17 protein-coding genes are annotated in these 19097 nt (G+C 41.4%); 14 read left to right on the top strand and 3 right to left on the bottom strand.

Features of this window, described 5'->3' with window-relative positions; all coding sequences use genetic code 11:
* Positions 1–97 precede the first annotated feature (97 nt).
* Complete coding sequence (gene miaA, locus ACFEL9_RS10190) at positions 98–1015, top strand: tRNA (adenosine(37)-N6)-dimethylallyltransferase MiaA (RefSeq protein WP_385889198.1); 918 nt, start codon at positions 98–100, stop codon at positions 1013–1015.
* A gap of 316 nt (positions 1016–1331) precedes the next feature.
* The gene (locus ACFEL9_RS10185) at positions 1332–3875 is read left to right on the top strand and encodes a TonB-dependent receptor (protein WP_385889195.1); all 2544 of its coding nucleotides are present in this window, start codon (positions 1332–1334) and stop codon (positions 3873–3875) included.
* 559 nt (positions 3876–4434) lie between these two features.
* On the opposite strand, the gene ACFEL9_RS10180 is transcribed toward ACFEL9_RS10185, so the two are convergent.
* Positions 4435–6003 (bottom strand): OmpP1/FadL family transporter, encoded by a 1569-nt coding sequence (locus tag ACFEL9_RS10180; RefSeq protein ID WP_385889192.1) that lies wholly within the window; start codon positions 6001–6003, stop codon positions 4435–4437.
* Between ACFEL9_RS10180 and ACFEL9_RS10175 the strand changes: the two genes are divergently transcribed.
* Positions 6002–6124: a hypothetical protein gene (locus ACFEL9_RS10175; RefSeq protein WP_385889189.1), complete on the top strand. Its 123-nt coding sequence runs from the start codon at positions 6002–6004 to the stop codon at positions 6122–6124. The genes ACFEL9_RS10180 and ACFEL9_RS10175 overlap by 2 nt on opposite strands.
* A 77-nt stretch (positions 6125–6201) precedes the next feature.
* On the opposite strand, the gene ACFEL9_RS10170 is transcribed toward ACFEL9_RS10175, so the two are convergent.
* On the bottom strand, positions 6202–6960 hold the full coding sequence (locus ACFEL9_RS10170; RefSeq protein ID WP_385889187.1) for a hypothetical protein: 759 nt from the start codon (positions 6958–6960) through the stop codon (positions 6202–6204).
* 254 nt (positions 6961–7214) lie between these two features.
* Between ACFEL9_RS10170 and proS the strand changes: the two genes are divergently transcribed.
* The 3 genes from proS to ACFEL9_RS10155 are packed head-to-tail and all read left to right on the top strand — an operon-like array spanning position 7215 to position 9587.
* Positions 7215–8690 carry a proline--tRNA ligase gene (gene proS, locus ACFEL9_RS10165; protein ID WP_385889185.1) on the top strand — a complete coding sequence of 492 codons (1476 nt, stop codon included), beginning with the start codon at positions 7215–7217 and terminating at the stop codon, positions 8688–8690.
* 18 nt (positions 8691–8708) lie between these two features.
* Positions 8709–9140, top strand: a complete 432-nt coding sequence (locus ACFEL9_RS10160; RefSeq protein ID WP_385889182.1) for a hypothetical protein — start codon at positions 8709–8711, stop codon at positions 9138–9140.
* Positions 9141–9143: 3 nt separating this feature from the next.
* A complete protein-coding gene (locus ACFEL9_RS10155) occupies positions 9144–9587 on the top strand; it encodes a hypothetical protein (protein WP_385889180.1) in 444 nt (147 codons plus the stop codon).
* 8 nt (positions 9588–9595) lie between these two features.
* Here ACFEL9_RS10155 and ACFEL9_RS10150 read toward each other — a convergent pair whose 3' ends face one another.
* On the bottom strand, positions 9596–10402 hold the full coding sequence (locus ACFEL9_RS10150; protein ID WP_276503667.1) for an RDD family protein: 807 nt from the start codon (positions 10400–10402) through the stop codon (positions 9596–9598).
* Positions 10403–10629: 227 nt separating this feature from the next.
* Here ACFEL9_RS10150 and ACFEL9_RS10145 point away from each other — a divergent pair, with 227 nt between their 5' ends.
* The 8 genes from ACFEL9_RS10145 (at position 10630) to ACFEL9_RS10110 (ending at position 19081) form a co-directional block, all read left to right on the top strand.
* Positions 10630–11598, top strand: a complete 969-nt coding sequence (locus ACFEL9_RS10145) for a stage II sporulation protein M (RefSeq protein ID WP_385889177.1) — start codon at positions 10630–10632, stop codon at positions 11596–11598.
* Between the two features lie 126 nt (positions 11599–11724).
* Positions 11725–12459 carry a DUF4129 domain-containing protein gene (locus tag ACFEL9_RS10140; protein WP_385889175.1) on the top strand — a complete coding sequence of 245 codons (735 nt, stop codon included), beginning with the start codon at positions 11725–11727 and terminating at the stop codon, positions 12457–12459.
* Positions 12456–13679, top strand: coding sequence for a DUF4350 domain-containing protein (locus tag ACFEL9_RS10135; protein WP_385889172.1), 1224 nt, complete (start codon positions 12456–12458; stop codon positions 13677–13679). Before ACFEL9_RS10140 ends, ACFEL9_RS10135 begins: the two co-directional genes overlap by 4 nt.
* A gap of 1 nt (position 13680) precedes the next feature.
* Entirely contained in the window at positions 13681–14658 is a 978-nt protein-coding gene (locus ACFEL9_RS10130) for an AAA family ATPase (RefSeq protein ID WP_385889169.1), read from the top strand.
* A 119-nt stretch (positions 14659–14777) separates the two neighbouring features.
* Positions 14778–15140: a four helix bundle protein gene (locus ACFEL9_RS10125; protein WP_385889166.1), complete on the top strand. Its 363-nt coding sequence runs from the start codon at positions 14778–14780 to the stop codon at positions 15138–15140.
* Entirely contained in the window at positions 15137–16504 is a 1368-nt protein-coding gene (locus ACFEL9_RS10120; protein ID WP_385889164.1) for a DUF58 domain-containing protein, read from the top strand. Before ACFEL9_RS10125 ends, ACFEL9_RS10120 begins: the two co-directional genes overlap by 4 nt.
* A 140-nt stretch (positions 16505–16644) precedes the next feature.
* Positions 16645–17322: a tRNA pseudouridine(55) synthase TruB gene (gene truB, locus ACFEL9_RS10115; RefSeq protein ID WP_385889161.1), complete on the top strand. Its 678-nt coding sequence runs from the start codon at positions 16645–16647 to the stop codon at positions 17320–17322.
* A gap of 82 nt (positions 17323–17404) precedes the next feature.
* On the top strand, positions 17405–19081 hold the full coding sequence (locus ACFEL9_RS10110; RefSeq protein WP_385889158.1) for a glutamine--tRNA ligase/YqeY domain fusion protein: 1677 nt from the start codon (positions 17405–17407) through the stop codon (positions 19079–19081).
* Positions 19082–19097 lie beyond the last annotated feature (16 nt).

Here is a 19097-nt window from a genome sequence, read left to right as displayed (position 1 = left end):
TAATAATGTTCAATGCTCAACACTCAATGCTCCTGAGTTTGTCGAAGGATATCCAACAACCGGGGTTAGCGGGTTCACTGAGATTGCTAATTGAACATTGAATATTGAACTTTTTTTGAAATCTCCCGACAAAACAGTCATTATTATCGCGGGACCGACAGCTGTCGGAAAAACCGCTATTGCCTTAGACGTAGCAAAGCATTTCCAGACAGAAATAGTTTCTGCTGATAGCCGGCAATGTTTCAAAGAAATGAATATTGGCGTTGCCCGGCCGTCGCGGGATGAACTGCAACAGGTAAAACATCATTTCATCGCATCACATAGTATCCACGAAGAAGTGACTGCTGCAACGTTCGAACAGTATGCATTGAAAAAAGTCGGTGAATTGTTTCAGCAACATGATATCGTGGTGATGACCGGCGGTACCGGTTTGTATATAAAAGCATTTTGCGAGGGGCTCGATCAAATTCCCGACATCCCAAAGCAAATAAGGGAAGAGATTATAGTAAATTATGACCAGTCGGGAATTGAGTGGTTGCAAAAAGAGATACAATCAAAGGACCCTGAATTTTACCAGGTGGGTGAAATACAAAATCCTCAAAGGATGATGCGGGCATTGGAAGTCATAGAGGCCACCGGTAAATCAATTCTGCATTTCCGGAAAGGTAAAAAGCAAATAAGAGACTTTTCGATAAAAAAAATTGCTCTTGAATTGCCGAAAGAAATACTTCGTCAACGGATTGATAAAAGAGTGGATCAAATGATGGATGCAGGTCTGTTGGATGAAGTAAAACAATTGCAACCGTTTAAACAGTTGAATGCGTTGCAGACGGTGGGCTATGCAGAGTTGTTTGATTATCTCGATGGTAAATTATCATTGAATAAAGCAATAGAACAAATAAAAATACATACCCGCCAATACGCCAAGCGGCAAATGACCTGGTTTAAAAAAGATCATACGATAGAATGGTATTCACCCCTTGATGCAGCAACTATCATCCGGGCAAGCCGTTAAAAGTCTTCGGCAGTTATATTTTATGATGGTGCAAACGTAGTAAGGACGGTTACGACAAACATAATTATAATAGAAATAATAGCTTTTCCATTCTCAAACCCGAAAGGGCTGATATTTCACCCTTCGGGGTCAAAGCGGAAGCCTAATCTGCCTTTTATGATATCAGCCCTCAGGCTTTAAGAATTCTAATGTGTTTGCGCTGATGTTTATGGAAGATGGGGAAAGTCCCAGTCCTTAAATGGTTACCTTTGTCCTCCTGATTAAATGCTGAATTAGCCGCTTAAGGAGACAAAACGTTTTATTACAATTGTGCAGCATGAAATTTTTTTCTACTTTATTAGTCTTTCATTTTTTTTCTTTAACCATACAGGCTCAGATAGACAGGGAACAGCAGCCCGGTACAGAATCATCCGCCATCAAAATAAATATTAGCAGGCTCTATGGAAAATTAATCGATAAGAACACCGGTAAGCCGATCAGCGCCGCCTCGGTACAACTTTTCATCGCAGATAAAGACAGTATAATCGCCGGTATGCTAAGTAAACCAAATGGTGATTTTGAGCTGTTGGATATTCCGCCTAATCAAGATCTTAAAATTGTTATTTCGGCGATAGGGTTTGAGCCTTATGAACAAGCAATTGAGGGTAACTCAGTGCGACAGGAAAGGGGAAATCCCGAAAGGGACCTCGGCAACATTGCAATGGAACCTAATATCCAGGTATTGGATGGCGTGACTATTGTGTCGAACAAACCTGTAATGGAATTGGCGGTGGACCGCAAAGTGTACAATGTGGCGAAAAGCCTTATAGCTACTGGTGGTACGGCGATCGACGTGATGAAAAATATTCCTTCATTAAAAGTAGATATCGACGGGAATGTGCAATTGCGTAATAGCTCACCGCAAATATTTGTTGATGGACGACCCACTATCTTAACGCTTGACCAGATACCCGCCGACAATATTGAAAAAGTAGAATTGGTGACTAACCCTTCCGCAAAGTTTGATGCCGCCAGTTCAGGTGGCATCATCAATATAGTGTTGAAAAAAAATAAACGAATCGGTTTGAATGGTATCGTTTCCGCATCAGTGGGTACACCAAAAATTCTTAATAGTAATCTTAATTTAAACCTGCGCCAGGGCAAGTTTAATTTTTTTGCTATCGGCGGTTATAATCAGTCGGGCGGAAAAGCAAGAGGAGAAACAAAGCGGCAGAACAAAACGGGTGGCGTCATCCAGGATTATTTTAACCAGGTTACTACCAATAATCGCCTGCGCCGGTTTCAATCACTTCGTTTTGGCGCTGATTATTTCATTGATAACCGGAACACTTTGTCCGTGACGCAGGATTTCGGAAAAGGACGCTTCAGGAACAGGGAAGAGCAGGAACAACAGTACCTTGATCAGAACGAAACCATGCAATACTTTGGAAATCGTTTTGCCAATGGGAGATCAACCTTCAGGCGGCGCAGCACAAGATTAGGCTATAAGCACAGTTTTCCGCAGGCAAGCCGGGAATTGACAGCGGACATCACCTACAACTATAGAAAAAATACCGAGAACTCGGATATCGATAACATCTTTTTAAATCCGGATGGCAGCACTTATAAGCCGGCATCAAAAGTTCGCAATGAAGGTAGCGGACGAAATGAGCAGTTCACTTTCCAGGCAGATTATATTCATCCTTTTAATGAAGAAACAAAATTGGAAACAGGTGTTCGCAATTTCCAAAATGAGTCACGCAGTTTTTATAATGCTTTTGCTGTTGATAATGGTCTTGAAACCAAACTTCCTTTGAGCAATAACTATAAGTACAGGGAAACAGTCAATGCTTTATATGCTACTTATTCGGGGAAGAAAAAGACTTTCTCTTACCAGTTTGGCTTCAGGGCGGAGGTTTCTACATTCACCGGCACCTTAATAGATAGTGCTTTCAAATTCGGCTACGAATATCCTGCTGATATAAAAAATATCTGGGACGCCATCTTTCCGAGTATGTTTTTGACGAAGCAGATAGGTGAAAACGATCAGCTGCAATTCAATTACTCAAGACGTATCAGGCGGCCAAATTTTTGGCAGATTAATCCCTTTATCGATATTAATGACCCCGTTAACCTGCGACAAGGTAATCCACAGTTGCGACCCGAGTTTATTAATTCCTTTGAATTCAATTATAGCAAGGACTATAAGAATGGAAATTTCCTGGCATCTGTTTATTTTAGAAATAATCCTGATGATATTACGCAGTACAGTGATACCATTACTGCGGCGCAATATGAGCAATTGCAAAAGGCAGGGATAGATCCCAATGCGATATTAAACACCTTTATCAATGCAGGCACTACCAACCGCTATGGCGCTGAGTTTGTATTGCAACACAAACAAGGTAAAAATTTTACAATAACGCCTTCCTTCGATTTACAATATCGTACAGTAAGGGCAAATGTAAAAGGACCCGACCTGAGCAATAATGGCTTTAGCTGGGAAGCTCAACTTACAACCGATTATAAAATTGAAACGAATACTAAATCTGTCTTCAATAATCTCGGATTCCAGTTGATGGGAGAATATGAGTCAGCCGAAGTAATACCACAGGGCAGAAGAAAACCGGAGTATGGAGTAGACTTTGCCATGCGGAAGGATTTTTTAAAAAATAATAAAGCCACCATCACGTTTGGCATCAATGACATTTTCAATACACAACGATGGGGCATCATTTATGATACGGAAACCTTTTACCAGGATTCTTACCGCCGTTGGAATGTGCGAAATTTCCGGGTGACGTTTAGTTACAAATTTGGGAAGGCTGACTTTTCATTGTCGGGAAGAAATGAAAGAGGTAGCGGTGGAGATGATGATTGATAATTAAACCGCTTATAAAAAAGCGAAAGCTCTAAATGTCTTTCGCTTCATAACATATTTTCTATTTCCTTACAATCTTTTAAAATCCTAAAAACCTGTCTGCCGACAGCTTATCCTTACCCAAATTTTTGTCCATGCTTATTACATTATAGTTTAATCATGTATCTGTTTCTCGATTATTTCTTTCGGATAAGCAGACTCCGTTTACTTTCTTTTTCTTAAAAAAAAGAAAGTAACAAAGAAAATTCAAGGCCAATTCCCTGTCTGCCGTCAGGCAGGTATGCGGTACATTTCCTTATGTCAAAATTTCCGCTGCAGAATTGGCCGATGAGAACAACATGAAATTTGAAAAACCTACAGAAACAAGACTCCGCTGCGTGCTATAAGTAGCCGCTGGAGGCGGCTGTGTTTTTCGCTTGCAGTCTTTTGAAATTAGGTGACCAATAAATCGGCGAAAAACAAGGCGCTGGAATATTCCCTATACCGGTCTATTAAAGCAAAAACCTAAGGGAGAGATTTGGGTAACGATTAGCTGCCGACAGGCAGGTCGTGGTTTTGACTATATCTTAAACCCAAAGGTCAGCATCACATTGCTTCCATTCCCTTTGACGGCGGCAAACGTATTGGCTTTATCAGAAAGACGATAAGGGAAGTTCACATCTTTTTGCAAAGCGTGTTGATAGGTAAGATCAATAAAGATACCGGCATTACGATAGCCCAGGCCACCACTCACAAACATGCGGTTGGCCTTTAATTCCTTATCAGAATAAGGGGACCCGTAATAAGCAAATCCAAGGCGGGTCATGATAGTTGTGAACTTTAATTCACCACCTACTCTAAAGTTGAACGCCCCTTTATAATAATCTTTGATTACTTCATTCACATCTTTATAATAAGCTTCTTCACTATCAGTACCGTAGGAGCTCGCTTGCCAAAAACGGTTAGCACCATGTGTTACGTATTCCACATCGGCGGTAATAAAACCTTTTTGTTCACGCACATCTTCTACTTCACGCAAGACATAAGAGCCGCTTACCAAAAATTTCCAGGGAGAATTTAATTCATATTTGTAAACCGGGTCCGCGTCTTCCCCTGGTAATCGATTCGACTCGATTGTATAGGCGCCGGGTGTAGTCCGGTATTTATCCAGGTCGGTAATCATTTTACCATGATACGTATCCTCTAAGCTATAGAAAGTGGGGGAGTGAACGGCAAACCCCAATCGTACAAATTCCGTCGGCTTAGCAATCACTCCTAATCTAATTGTTCCACCTACACCTTTTGTTTTGTAGGTCTCACTGAGTTCTGAATAATTGAAGTTATTATCTGTATTGCCGGTAGCATCCTGTTCCCGGAAAGTCGTTTCCCTTTTATATTTTACAACCGAAAGGCTCAATGAGCCACCGATATAGAGTTTGTCGTCCATGTTGGCTGCATAGCCAAAAGCAATATCAGTAACACCGCCACTTGTTTCGATCAGCTGTGATTGATCCACTAAAAAATCGCCACCCTCTTTTAATTGACCCCACATAGCCATACTAATCACATCGGGGGTGGAGTTGCCGGCGAGGGTCGTTGTATCAATAAGGTAGTTATAAGTGGCCATCCGACTGCCAAAAGAAACGCTGCGGTTGTCAGGTATGAAGCCAATGACAATACCGCTTGATGCAACTTCTGCTGCATATTGCTCGGCCTGTGAGCTGAAGTCATTCTTGCCGGTATAATAAATCGTATTAGAGAAATTGGCTGTTCTTGTGATTCCTATACTAAAGGCCTGGCTTTTCCATTTACCCCTTCCGGCCCAGCCTGTTACGAAACCGGTAGTGCCCAGGTTAAAATACTTGTCCTTTTCTTTGCTACTGGTGCCGCGGAAGTTGCTTTTGTTGGTCAAAAAAGAATAACCGGGCGAAAGAACAATTTCCCTTGTTTTAAAAAAACCAAGCCCGGCGGGGTTGACAAGGTTTGCCGAGATATCACCACCCAATGATCCCATTGCCCCACCAACGGCATTGATCCTTGCCGTTCCGTTCGTTGGCTGCCAGGAGTATTTTAATACATCTTCAGGTACCTGTGCAAATAGGGTGGAGGAAAGTATCACCAATGCTCCTGTTATTAAATTTCTTTTCATGTGTCTATATTTTATTGATGGCCAGGTAGAACTTGCAAAAGAAGAATATTCATTTAACCGTTTACCCGATGAATATTTTTCATGGCTCATTTCACACTGTGGTTTTACAACTACCGGTTAGATATAAAAAGGGAGGAAACACTCAAGTGTACTACTCAAATACATTCCTCCCGGTAAAATAGTTTATAAAAGCCGCCATTATCTGGGTGGCCTGCTCGATCCGCTTCCACTGCTACTGCTGCTACTACTACTGCTGCTGCTCCTTGATGAGGAAGAAGAACTGCTGCTGGATGAAGGAGTATAGCTTCGGGAAGGAGTTGAATTGCTGCTGGGGTTATAGCTATTGTTATTAGTGTTGTTATTATTAGAATTGGAAAATACTTTTTGCACCGATTGGCCTAAAGATGATCTCCTGTTGCTATTGCTGTTGTTATACCGGTTACTATTGTTGTTATTATAGCTATTACTCAAGCCGCGGCTTCCTGCAGGTCGATTAAGGCTGCTGCCGGTATTGTAACTGGCCGGGTTAAATGCCAACGGACGGCTTGGTGGATTATATCTTGTCGGATTTTTAATAATGATCACACCAGGATAGTAGGGAATACCGCCATAATACGGGTTGTAGAAATTATTCCAGGTATAGTAACTATTCCATGGATTGTTCCAACTGTGATAATATCCGTAAGGGTTATAAGCGTAAGTGTTGTAAAAATAATAGTCATCCAAAGCCGACCAGCGATAACGATTCTGCAATCTCATTCGCAAAAACCTGTCTTCGTAATAATCGTCTGAGCCACGATAATACTTGTCGTCCTGTTTTTCAACACGAACGTATTCATCCTGAGGTTTGCCGGGGGAATAATAAACATCGTCCGGCGTTTGGCCGGTTTTATAAGCGGTGGTGCAACTGCTGAAAACAACTGCTGTTAGTGCCACAAGAAGAACGGACAATTTCATGGCAAACGGTTTTATTAGTTTAAGGTTGAAGTTACTACTTTTGTGCGACTTTGATTTTTCAAACAACTGTTTGCCAAAGTTACAATCATTGCATTGACATTATTGCAGGCATAGCTGTTAAGATAAACGTAAATGTCTGAGCCGGGATTAGTTGGATTTGTGGGATTGATAGGATAGCCCGGAAATAGAATTGAATATTAAATTCATTTTAAGAATAAAAAGGATTGTAAAGCGAAAGAGAAACGATAAATTTTATGAGTAAAGAAATCACGTCAAGAGAACAGGATTATTCGCAATGGTATAATGATTTGGTAATTAAAGGCGGCCTGGCTGATTACTCAGCGGTACGCGGCTGCATGGTGATAAAGCCCTATGGATTTACACTTTGGGAAAATATGCGGGACGCTTTGGACAAAATGTTTAAGGACACCGGTCATGTGAACGCTTATTTTCCGCTGTTCATTCCAAAAAGTTTTTTAAGTAAGGAGGCAGCTCATGTCGAAGGCTTTGCAAAGGAGTGTGCGGTGGTTACGCATTACCGGTTAAAAAATGATCCAAACGGTGGGGGTGTAGTGGTGGATCCTGAAGCAAAGCTGGAGGAGGAATTAATCATTCGTCCGACCAGTGAGACTATTATCTGGAACACATACAAAGACTGGATACAATCTTATCGTGATCTTCCCTTGCTTATTAATCAGTGGGCTAATGTAGTACGTTGGGAAATGCGTACCCGCTTGTTTTTACGGACAGCCGAGTTTTTATGGCAGGAAGGACATACGGCACATGCTACCAAAGAAGAAGCTATTGAGGAAACAAAAAAGATGCTGGAAGTATATGCCACATTTGCGGAAGAGTTTATGGCATTGCCCGTCATTCGTGGTGTAAAAACCGAGAGTGAACGTTTTGCCGGTGCGGAAGACACTTACTGTATTGAGGCATTGATGCAGGATGGAAAAGCTTTACAGGCTGGAACCTCCCATTTCCTGGGGCAGAATTTTGCCAAAGCCTTTGATGTTACTTTTTCCAACAAAGAAAATAAGTTGGAGCATGTTTGGGCTACCAGCTGGGGCGTAAGTACGAGATTGGTGGGGGCATTGGTGATGGCACACAGTGATGATGATGGTTTAATCCTGCCGCCCAGGATTGCGCCTTTGCAGGTGGTGATCGTTCCAATTTATAAAGGCGATGAACAAAAAGCCCTGATCAATGAAAAGGCAAACGAAATAATGGCTAACCTGAAAAAGCTGGGTGTACGAGTGAAGTATGATGACAATGACAATAACAGACCCGGGTGGAAGTTTGCAGAATATGAAAAGACAGGAGTGCCTGTTCGTATTGCACTAGGAGCAAGAGACCTGGAGAAAAATGTTGTGGAAGTGGCCCGTCGTGATACCAAAGAGAAGAAAACTGTTGGCCTGGACGGTATTGCGCAATACATTGACGGCCTGTTGCTGGAGATTCAGCATGCAATGTTTAAAAAGGCGAAGACTTATCAGCAGGAACATATTACGCCTGCCGATAGCTGGGAAGAATTTGAAAAATTGCTGGACGAAAAGACCGGGTTTATTTCGGCGCATTGGGATGGAACTGCTGAAACTGAAGAAGCCATTAAAGAAAAAACAAAAGCTACGATTCGTTGCATTCCGTTGAATAACCAATTGGAAAATGGTAAATGTATTTTCACAGGTAAACCATCGACACAGCGGGTTTTGTTTGCAAGAGCATATTAACATAAAATAGAAAATAATATGGAGGAAAATCAATCTTTGCTGGAACTACAGGTGGATAAGCAGGCGTCTGACAACCTGGTTGAAACATCTCGTTGGGCTAAGTTGCTGGCTGTAATAGGGCTTATCTGCATTGGAGTTTTGTTCCTGGTATTAGTGTTATTGCGGAACAAGATTGCGGAGCAGTTCCTTTCTCTTGAAGAATTGAAAGGAAGTGAGTCATCGATATTTATTATATCTCTTGTCGTTGGCTTCTTAATTGTAGCGCTTGTTTTTGGGATGTTGCTGAATTTTCTGCTTAAAGGCGCCAATCGCATTCGCCAGGGCATTCTCCATAACGACCAGACTCTTTTTAATAGCGGGTTATCGAGTTTGAAGAATTATTTTATTATGTATGGTGTATTGGGCATCCTCGGTCTCTTATTTTCTTTATTAGCTTTCATTAATTCATAATTTATGCAGCAAGAAAACCAAACGCACCTTTTTAATGAGATCACCTTTGACCAAACAGCTAAACAACATCTGCGATCTATTACGAGTTGGTCGATGGTTATCGTGGCGGTGAGTGTAATCGGCTATATTGTCAGTATTATTCAAGTTTTTTTTACGTCAAAACCTGCTTTGCCAAAGGATGAGGGCTTTGGCGACTATGTGTCGCTGTCTTCTTCTGACACGGCTTCCGCTATTATTTCAATTGCATTAGGATTAACGATAAATTTTTTTCTTTTCCGTTTTGCAACCCAGGCTAAGGCGGGAATGGATGGCCTGGATCAAAATAGGTTGAGTAAGAGTTTTGGTAGCCTAAAGTCCTATTTCATAATTATGGCTGTATTGTTCATTATTATTTTTGTAGCAGTAATTTTTACGGCTGGTATTTTTGCAGTAGGTGGGTTTAAATAATTTCAATATTATTTAATGGAGAGATAGTTATAATCTTTCAATAAAATATCTAAGAATTCAAAAGGCGATAGTTGAGAATCGATTTTCAGGTGCGCCTTTATTTTTTCACTGGCTGCGGCGGCCATATCCATATCTCCCTTTTTGCGGGATGTTTCTAAAATCGTTTTTATGGCGTTGATATCTCTGTCACTCAACCGCATGATTTGAGGAAAAGAGGGAGTATAAGTGTCGGCCACTTCCTGGAATACGGTTTCTTCAATGCTCGATTGGCGATTTGTTCGTATCAGAATTGTTTTCGCCAATATATCGCCGATCCGCTGTCCTTTTTTAGAAGAAATAACGAGCGCCACTTCTACAATAAAATAGGCCAGCACCGCTAGAATGATAAAGACCGATTCTGCACTTCGGCCGGCTCCCTGCAGGCCAATTCCCAATAAAAATAAAAACCAAATATCACGCAGCAGCCACCGGATTAAAAATTGACTGATGCTGGCACGACCGCCATTTTCATTAACAACCCGTAGGTTCATAATTTTTTTTCCAACACTCTGGCCATTCATCGTTATTTCCAGTACTACGTGGTAAATAAGTAAGGGTAAAAAGAGTATCAGTCCAATGGCTTGTAGATTATAGCCCATGTCATTGTCCATGAAATTTCTACCCATGGCAATTGATCTGAAAATTTCAATAGCGATCTTCAGGTAAAAATATTGTACCAGGATATCGATCAATAAAGCAACCAGCCTCCTGTAAAACTCAGGAATTTCAAATTCCACATCAATGTTGAAAGAGGTCGGAACTTTTATTACGGCCATTTTGCCGGCAATTTATTGAGCCGTTAAATTAACTTCTTTCGGTTAAAATATTCCAATTTTTTGCATGAGGAATTTTATGCATTCATGGGGATGTAAATTTTCCCGTATATCAAACACTGCGGTTTATCCGATGTATTCCCTGCTTTTCCGATCAACCCCATTAAAATCTAATAAATCGTGGTTCTATCTTATTTAAAAAGCAGTATTTTACAAAGCAAATAAAGGAATTGAGAGAAGCGCTTTTCATAAAGAAGAACCGTGACCGGTGGCTGAAAAACCAGCAGATGCCCGCCGAAGACGCCGACGAGATGGCGAAGGAATTTACCCAACTGGTCGATGATCTTGCTTATGCCAAAACTTTCTACCCGTCCAGCAAAGTGACCCGGTACATCAATAGTGAAGCGTCCAGGATTTATCTCAGCATTTATAAAAACAGAAAAGAGGAATCAAGCCGCCTGGTTACCTTCTGGAAATATGATTTGCCACTCACTATCCGCAAACATCATAAAGTGGTACTGTTCTCTTTTGTATTGTTCTTAATTTTTTTCAGCATCGGTTTTTTTGTATCACGGGAAGATGAAGGAGTTGCCCGTAGTTTTTTTGGCGATAGTTATGTGGACGAAACGCTGGAAAACATCGAGAAAGGAAATCCATTTGGCATTTACGAATCGGGTAATCCCATATTAAGCTGGTTGCATCTGATGATACACAACATCCGTGTGTCATTGCTGATGTTTGCCTCCGGGATATTCGCCGGCATTCCCACACTCAATTTCCTGGCGCAGAACGCTGCCATGGTTGGTATCTTCGACCAGTTTTTTGCCGCCAAAGGATTAGGTATCCAGTTTTTTCTTGTTGTATTTGTTCATGGAACGCTTGAATTGACAGCCATTATCGTATCAGGCGCAGCAGGGTTGATATTGGGAAAAAGTTTTTTATTTCCGGGCACCATTAAGCGGTTGGATGCGTTTAAACGCGGAGCGAAAGATGGTGTAAAGATCATGATTGGTTTAATGCCCGTTTTTGGCCTGGCTGCATTTTTCGAGGGGACTATTACAAGACTTTATAATGATATTTCGGGTCTCACAACTATTGTTACCGCATTGTCTGTCGTATTTGTTATCTGGTATTTTGTTGTCTATCCCATCCAACTGGGTCGCAAAATGGTGGCTCAACTTAACGAGGAGGAAGTTTAAGTGACGGAAAGGTTTTGGAAATATCATATTGTAAAGGCAAAAAGACTATGCTTTTTATGCCTTATACTCCCCCTTACATTTTTCGCAAGGGCACAGGATGGTGTTAGGACAGATACAATGGTGAAATTGAGGTACGAGCTTGATACAGTCATTGCTAAAGATACAGTTGCTGATACAGTTGAAGAGGAGGACAGTGATATAGTTAGCAATGAAGTTTTAAAAGATCAACAGGAATATTTCCTTCGAAAAGAATTTACAGGTGGATTTGGTGATAGCCTTGAATTACAGCGACACATTCCTGATACGGCTTTGAATGAGCTGCGAAAGGATAAAGCATTTTGGTATGCCAACGAAGTGTTTAAAAAAAAGCAAACAAAGCAAGAACAGCCTTTTACCAGGCAACCCTTATTTCAAACTATTTTATGGATCGTCATTATTACGGGTTTTGTTGTTTTTCTTTTTATGTATCTCGCCAACAGCAATATAAGTTTGTTCAGGCGTAGCTCTGTTGTCGCTGCAAATGAAGAAGAAATGGAGGATGCCGATATTTTTTCGATCGACTATCAAAAAGAAATCGGGGCAGCCATCAACAGTGCAGATTATCGCCTGGCTGTCCGGCTACTATTTCTGCAGTTGTTACGTAATCTTTCTGATCGGAATATTATTGAATACAAGCCGGATAGTACCAATATGGATTATCTCCGGCAATTGCGCTCTACTAATTTATATGAAGGATTTGCGTGGTTGGCCCGCAATTATGAATATAGTTGGTATGGCCATTTTGATATTGGCAGGGAAAAATTTGACCTGGTAAAAAAAGAGTTCGAAAAATTTGAATATAGAAACCTGGCAATCGCTTGAAAAAGTTTTTACCACATATTCTCATTGGCCTGGTTGTATTAGCTATTCTTTTTTTGCTTTTCACCGGCAATAGCGGAACCGTGCAGCGATTTGATGACAGGGTCACATTTCGTAAGCGGGACAAAATCCCCTATGGTACATTTGTGGCTTACGAAAGTTTAAAGCATATTTTTCCCACGGCATCGGTTATAACCAATAAGCAGGAACCGGGATACTGGGATTCATTGTCGATGTATGACGAACGACAGGCACTGGTAATCGTTACTCCCTTTTTTAATGCCGATGAGAGTGAAATGAAAAAGCTCGTAAGTTTTATGGAAAGCGGCAATGATGTTTTCGTCAGTACGATGAAGGCGTCTTATGAGGTAACACAAATGCTGAAATGTGATATCAATGCAGCTGATGGGCTTATTTATTATTTTGATCATTCCGAAGGTTCGGATCTTCTATCTGTTTCATTAAGTAAGCCGCCTTTCCCTTCACATCCTGCTTACACTTATCCCGGGAAGCGGTATGATTTCTATTTCTATAAAGTAGATTCGACGACAGCGACCGTATTAGGCAACGACAAAAACAATAAGCCCAATTTTATCCATTTGAAAGCCGGAAAGGGAAACCTGTATATGCACCTGGCACCCACGGCATTTACCAATTATTTCCTGCTGCATAAAAATAATATTACTTATTATGAGCAGGCTCTTTCCGTTATTTCCCCTGCGACCGAAAAAATTGTATGGGATGAATACTATATTAATAAAAGGCAGGGGAGAGAAAAGAAACCTAATTGGTTAAGTGTGTTTCTGCAGCATAAAGAACTACGCTGGGCACTGCTTACTGGTCTCATTGCGCTATTAGTATATGTGTTACTGGAGATGCGCCGGAAACAACGATATATTCCTGTCGTCAAAACGCCGGTAAATGACTCATTGGAGTTTGTAAAGACAATCGGCCGGATGTATCACGATAAAGGGGATCATAAAAATCTTTGTAAAAAAATGGCAGCTTATTTCCTGGAGCATATCCGCAGCCGGTATAAACTGAATACCTCGGAACTGGATGATGAATTTGTTAAAACCTTGCATGCAAAAACCGGTGTTGGAGAAAGTGACATTAACAGCATTGTACAATTTATCAGGGGTTTGGATCATACCGTTTTGGTTAGCGACAAAGAACTGGCATCATTTCATAAACAATTAGAATCGTTTTATAAAAAAGCTTAGCATGGAAGAACAATTATTTCAGGCAAGAACTGATCTTACTGCATTAAATGAATCTGTACAAACAATCAGGGACGAGATAAAAAAAGTGATCGTTGGACAGGATGAAATGGTGAAGCTGATCCTGGCTGCTTTATTGGCTGACGGGCATGTGCTGATAGAAGGAGTGCCCGGAGTGGCTAAAACCTTAACGGCAAAATTAGTGGCCCAAAGTATCAACGCCGGATTTTCACGTATACAGTTTACACCAGACCTGATGCCTTCAGATGTATTGGGCACGCCGGTTTTTAACCCGAAAGAGGGAATATTTGAATTTAAAAAAGGTCCCATCTTTAGCAATATTGTATTGGTAGATGAAATTAACAGGGCGCCGGCCAAGACGCAGTCGGCCCTGCTGGAAGTGATGGAAGAAAGGCAGGCTTCGGTTGATGGTAAAACCTATCCTATGCCTGCACCATTTATTGTGATGGCAACACAAAACCCGGTAGAGCAGGAAGGCACCTATCGCCTGCCGGAAGCGCAACTCGACAGGTTTTTGTTTAAGATTATAGTTCCCTATCCCACAGAATCGGAAGAGATGACTATTCTCTCACAGTTTCATCATATGGGAAATGCCACAGTAAGTGAAATTGTAAAGCCTGTATTGAATGGCGATACAATTAATGATTTGCGACAGCAAATAAAAAATATCCTGATTGAAGAAAAGTTATTGCAATTTATTGCGAGGCTGATTCATCAGACAAGAAACCATAAATCCATCTACCTGGGAGCATCCCCCCGGGCATCGCTGGCTGTGATGAACGCATCCAAAGCGATTGCTGCTATGCAGGGCCGCGACTTTGTCATGCCGGAAGATATCCTGGAAATGGTGCCACCTGTTCTCAGGCATAGAATAATTTTAGCGCCTGACAAAGAAATGGAAGGTGTGACAGAGGATGAAGTGATCAATCAAATAATACATAGCCTTGATGTACCAAGGTGAGTTGAGAGGTCAGATGTCTGAGGTCAGAAATCAGAAATCAGAAGTCGGAAGTCGGAGGTTAGAAATCGGAGGTCAGCGGGGAAATATGTTTAAAACTGAATTCATTAAAACGATACGGTATGATTAAAACTGTTCTTGATCTGGAAGTTTTCAGGCTTTCTTACCAGTTGGCAATGGAAATTTTTAACCTAAGCAGGCATTTTCCTAAAGAAGAAAGATACTCTTTAACAGACCAGGTAGTTCGTTCGTCTCGTTCAATATCTGCTAACATCGCAGAAGGGTGGGGTAAGCGGGTTTATGAAAGTGATTTTAAAAAACATCTCATTTACGGAATGGGATCTTTGGAAGAAACTAAGGTGTGGTTATACTTTGCAAAAGACTGTCTCTACTTACCGGGGGAAAAGTTTGTTGATCTAAATGCAAAGTGTGATGAACTAGGGTCAAGAGTGTATAAATTGTATGAAAACTGGAGAACATTATGAGTGGGTCAGCTTCTTCATATCAACCTTCAGGCTTCGGACTTCTAGCCTCTTTCTTTTTAAACAATATTGTCTATTACATTGCCGGTGCTGCAGCCGTGACGTTTGTGATAAGCTATTTTCAGCCAATCTTTTATCGAATGGCCTGGCTGATATTGCTATTATTGATTATCACAATAATAGTGGATGCTGTGTTAGTTTATGGAAAGCGGAGAGCAATGCATGCACAGCGTCAAACTACAGATCGGTTTAGTATCGGCGATTTAAATAAGGTCAATATAAAGTTGACGAATAAATATCCTTTTGCAGCAAGAGTAAGTGTGATCGATGAGTTGCCGGAGCAGTTCCAGGAAAGGAACTGGCTGCGGAAAGCTAAAGTAGAGAGTAACGCTTCGTACGAGATAGAGTATTCTCTAAAACCTCTTGTTCGGGGTGAGTATGCGTTTGGCGACATAAATGTGTTTGTTCATGGTCCACTCAGGCTGGTAAAAAGGAGATTGATTTTTCCGGCGAAGAAAACTGTGAAAGTGTATCCTTCATTTATACAAATGAGGCGATACCATTTATTAGCGGTAAGCAATCGCTTGCAGGAGGCAGGAGTAAAGCGAATCAGGAAGCTGGGACACAGCATGGAGTTTGAGCAAATAAAGGAATATGTACGGGGTGATGATTTCAGAACGATCAACTGGAAGGCGACGGCCCGTAAAGAAACCCTGATGATCAATAATTATACGGATGAGCGCAGTCAGCAAATTTATTGCCTGATCAACAAAGGGCGTGTGATGAAGATGCCATTTGACGGCATGAGTTTATTGGATTACGCTATCAACGCTTCATTGGTCTTATCTAATGTGGCCCTGGTCAAGCAAGATAAGGCCGGGCTGATCACCTTTGCTGAAAGCCTGGACACATTCATACAGGCTGACAAGAAAACCACCCAAATGAGTTTGCTGCTGGAGACCCTTTATAAACAACAGACACGTTTCCTCGAAGCCGATTTTGAAAAATTATTTTCTGTGATCCGCAACCGGATTACGAACAGGAGCTTATTATTACTTTTTACCAATTTTGAATCGCTTGAAAGTTTGCAGCGGGAAATGCCTGCACTTAAACGAATAGCCCGATATCATTTATTGGTTGTCGTGTTTTTTGAAAACACAGAACTCAAAGCGTTAACCACGATGAACGCCAAAAAGTTGGAGGACATTTATATCAAGACGATTGCAGAAAAATTTGCCTTTGAAAAACGCCTGATGGTAAAAGAACTTCATAAAAATGGAATACTTTCCATTCTCACCACTCCCGAAAACCTTACCGTCAACACGATTAATAAATACCTGGAACTGAAAACGCGGATGTCGATTTGAGCTTCGTGATTGGTGATGCGGGATTCGGGAAAGTAGATATTGTTACAGAATTTTTGAATTAATCCCGTATCTGGTATCGCGAGTCACAAAATCTCGTATCCCGCATCTTCTTTCCCCTTCATCTTCCCGACATTTGCAGCATGAATCAATTTGAAGAAGGAAAATTATTGTTAATTGATAAGCCGTTGCGCTGGACGTCGTTTGATGTGGTCAGAAAAATTCGTAACCTGATCCGGATAAAAAAAGTGGGTCACGCCGGTACACTTGATCCGCTGGCAACAGGTTTATTGATTATATGTACGGGAAAGTTCACCAAAAAGATCAATGAATATATGGCGCAGGAAAAGGAGTATACCGGATCTTTTACTCTTGGCGCCATCACCGATTCATACGACCTGGAAAGAGAACCAAAAAATTTTAAGCCAACAGAACATCTGACACCTGCCGACATAAAGGAGGCTACGACACCCTTCATCGGAGAAATATTGCAGGTGCCGCCTTCTCATTCGGCTATTCAAATAAACGGTAAGCGGGTATACGAGCTGGCCAGGCAGGGAAAAGAAGTAGTTATTGAACCACGTAAAGTGGTGGTGAAAGAGTTTGAAATAACAGCCATCGAAATGCCGCAGGTATACTTCCGTATCGTTTGTTCAACGGGTACCTATATTCGCAGCATCGCCCATGACTTTGGGAAAGAACTGGGCTGCGGCGCTTATCTCAGTAGTTTATGCAGAACAAGAATCGGTGATTTCAAAATCGCCGATGCGATCACTATTGAAGCATTTGAGAAAGAGGTCAGAGCTGCACAACAGCGTTAAAGCCGGATTTATCAACTGATGAATTTTAATATGTAGTTCATTAAATAATTACATAATTTCCCCTTCCTTAACTTTGCACCCTATGTCAAATGAAGAAAAGAAAGAAGAAAAAAGCCTGAATTTCCTGGAAGAAATAATCGAAGCGGACCTTGCGGCAGGGAAGTATAAAGAGATCATGACCCGCTTTCCGCCCGAACCGAATGGATATCTCCATATGGGACATGCCACCAGTATTTGCCTCAATTTTGGATTAAGTAAAAAATATGGCGGCGGCACTAACCTCCGCTTTGACGATACAAATCCCATTACGGAAGAAACGGAATATGTGGATAGCATAAAAGAAGATGTCCGCTGGCTTGGCTTCGAATGGGCCAATGAGCATTATGCATCCGATTATTTTGAAGAGTTGTATCAACTGGCCGAAAAATTAATTAAAAAGGGACTGGCTTATGTGGATGACAGCGCCAGTGAAGAAATAGCCGAACAAAAAGGAACTCCAACGCAACCCGGCAGAAGAAATCAATTTTCGGAAAGAAGTACAGAGGAAAATCTGCAGCTGTTTCGTGAAATGCGGGATGGGAAATACAAAGACGGCGAAAAGGTATTGAGAGCGAAGGTGGATATGTCGTCGCCCAACATGTTGATGCGTGACCCGATACTATATCGTATCAAACATGCTCATCATCATCGCACAGGTGATAAATGGTGTATCTATCCGATGTATGATTTTGCACATGGACAAAGTGATTCCATTGAAAAAATAACACATAGCATTTGTACCCTTGAGTTTGTTCCCCATCGCGAATTGTACGATTGGTTAATAGAAAAGCTGGAGATCTTTCCGTCGCATCAATATGAGTTTGCACGTCGTAACCTGACATATACTGTAATGAGCAAGCGTAAGCTTTTACAGCTGGTGACGGAAAAGCATGTGGATGGCTGGGATGATCCAAGAATGCCAACTATCAGTGGAATGCGTCGGAGAGGTTATACGCCAGAGGCAATCAGGGAGTTTTGTGATAGGATAGGGATCGCCAAACGGGATAATATTGTCGACGTGGGACTTCTTGAGTTTTTTGTCCGGGAAGATCTGAATAAAAAAGCGTTGCGGAAGATGGTGGTGTTTGATCCTGTGAAACTGGTTATCACGAATTATACGCAAGACGAGGAAATGCTGGAAAGTGAAAATAATCCTGAGGATCCAAATGGAGGAGTAAGGGAAGTACCCTTTTCCGGTGAACTTTATATTGAGCGGGAAGATTTTATGGAAAATCCGCCAAAGAAATATTTCAGGCTGGCGCCCGGGCAGATGGTAAGATTAAAAAGTGCCTACATCATTCGTTGTGATGAAGTGGTCAAAGATGAAAAGGGAAATGTCACGGAATTAAGATGTTCCTATATACCGGAAAGTAAAAGCGGTGCCGATACTTCAGGTATCCATGTAAAAGGTACGCTTCATTGGGTAAGTGTCAAACATGCCGTGACCGTGGAAGTGCGGGAATATGACCGCCTGTTTAAAGTGGAAGATCCATCATCAGAAGAGGGCGATTTTAAGGACTATATCAACCCCGACTCATTGAAAATTGTTAAAAATGCATTGGCGGAGCCGTCATTGAAGAATGCAAAATTTGAAGAGCGATATCAATTTATCCGGAAAGGATATTTTACTTTGGATAAGGACAGCAGTACCAGCGGAATTGTTTTCAATAAAACAGTGGGTCTAAAAGATAGCTGGAAGCCGCAAACGGCGAAGAAGTAAGGTTTAAAAGTTTGTA

The organism is Terrimonas alba (assembly GCF_042434975.1).
GTDB lineage: Bacteria > Bacteroidota > Bacteroidia > Chitinophagales > Chitinophagaceae > Terrimonas_B > Terrimonas_B alba.
This window is presented reverse-complemented; position numbering and strand designations above follow the sequence as displayed.

Bases quoted from the DNA above. Each gene is read 5' to 3' on its own strand.
- ACFEL9_RS10185 (WP_385889195.1), top strand. From the start codon at position 1,332: ATGAAATTTTTTTCTACTTTATTAGTCTTTCATTTTTTTTCTTTAACC.
- ACFEL9_RS10175 (WP_385889189.1), top strand. From the start codon at position 6,002: ATGTGTCTATATTTTATTGATGGCCAGGTAGAACTTGCAAAAGAAGAA.
- ACFEL9_RS10180 (WP_385889192.1), bottom strand. From the start codon at position 6,003: ATGAAAAGAAATTTAATAACAGGAGCATTGGTGATACTTTCCTCCACC.
- ACFEL9_RS10170 (WP_385889187.1), bottom strand. From the start codon at position 6,960: ATGAAATTGTCCGTTCTTCTTGTGGCACTAACAGCAGTTGTTTTCAGC.
- proS (WP_385889185.1), top strand. From the start codon at position 7,215: ATGAGTAAAGAAATCACGTCAAGAGAACAGGATTATTCGCAATGGTAT.
- ACFEL9_RS10160 (WP_385889182.1), top strand. From the start codon at position 8,709: ATGGAGGAAAATCAATCTTTGCTGGAACTACAGGTGGATAAGCAGGCG.
- ACFEL9_RS10155 (WP_385889180.1), top strand. From the start codon at position 9,144: ATGCAGCAAGAAAACCAAACGCACCTTTTTAATGAGATCACCTTTGAC.
- ACFEL9_RS10150 (WP_276503667.1), bottom strand. From the start codon at position 10,402: ATGGCCGTAATAAAAGTTCCGACCTCTTTCAACATTGATGTGGAATTT.
- ACFEL9_RS10130 (WP_385889169.1), top strand. From the start codon at position 13,681: ATGGAAGAACAATTATTTCAGGCAAGAACTGATCTTACTGCATTAAAT.
- ACFEL9_RS10125 (WP_385889166.1), top strand. From the start codon at position 14,778: ATGATTAAAACTGTTCTTGATCTGGAAGTTTTCAGGCTTTCTTACCAG.
- ACFEL9_RS10120 (WP_385889164.1), top strand. From the start codon at position 15,137: ATGAGTGGGTCAGCTTCTTCATATCAACCTTCAGGCTTCGGACTTCTA.
- truB (WP_385889161.1), top strand. From the start codon at position 16,645: ATGAATCAATTTGAAGAAGGAAAATTATTGTTAATTGATAAGCCGTTG.
- ACFEL9_RS10110 (WP_385889158.1), top strand. From the start codon at position 17,405: ATGTCAAATGAAGAAAAGAAAGAAGAAAAAAGCCTGAATTTCCTGGAA.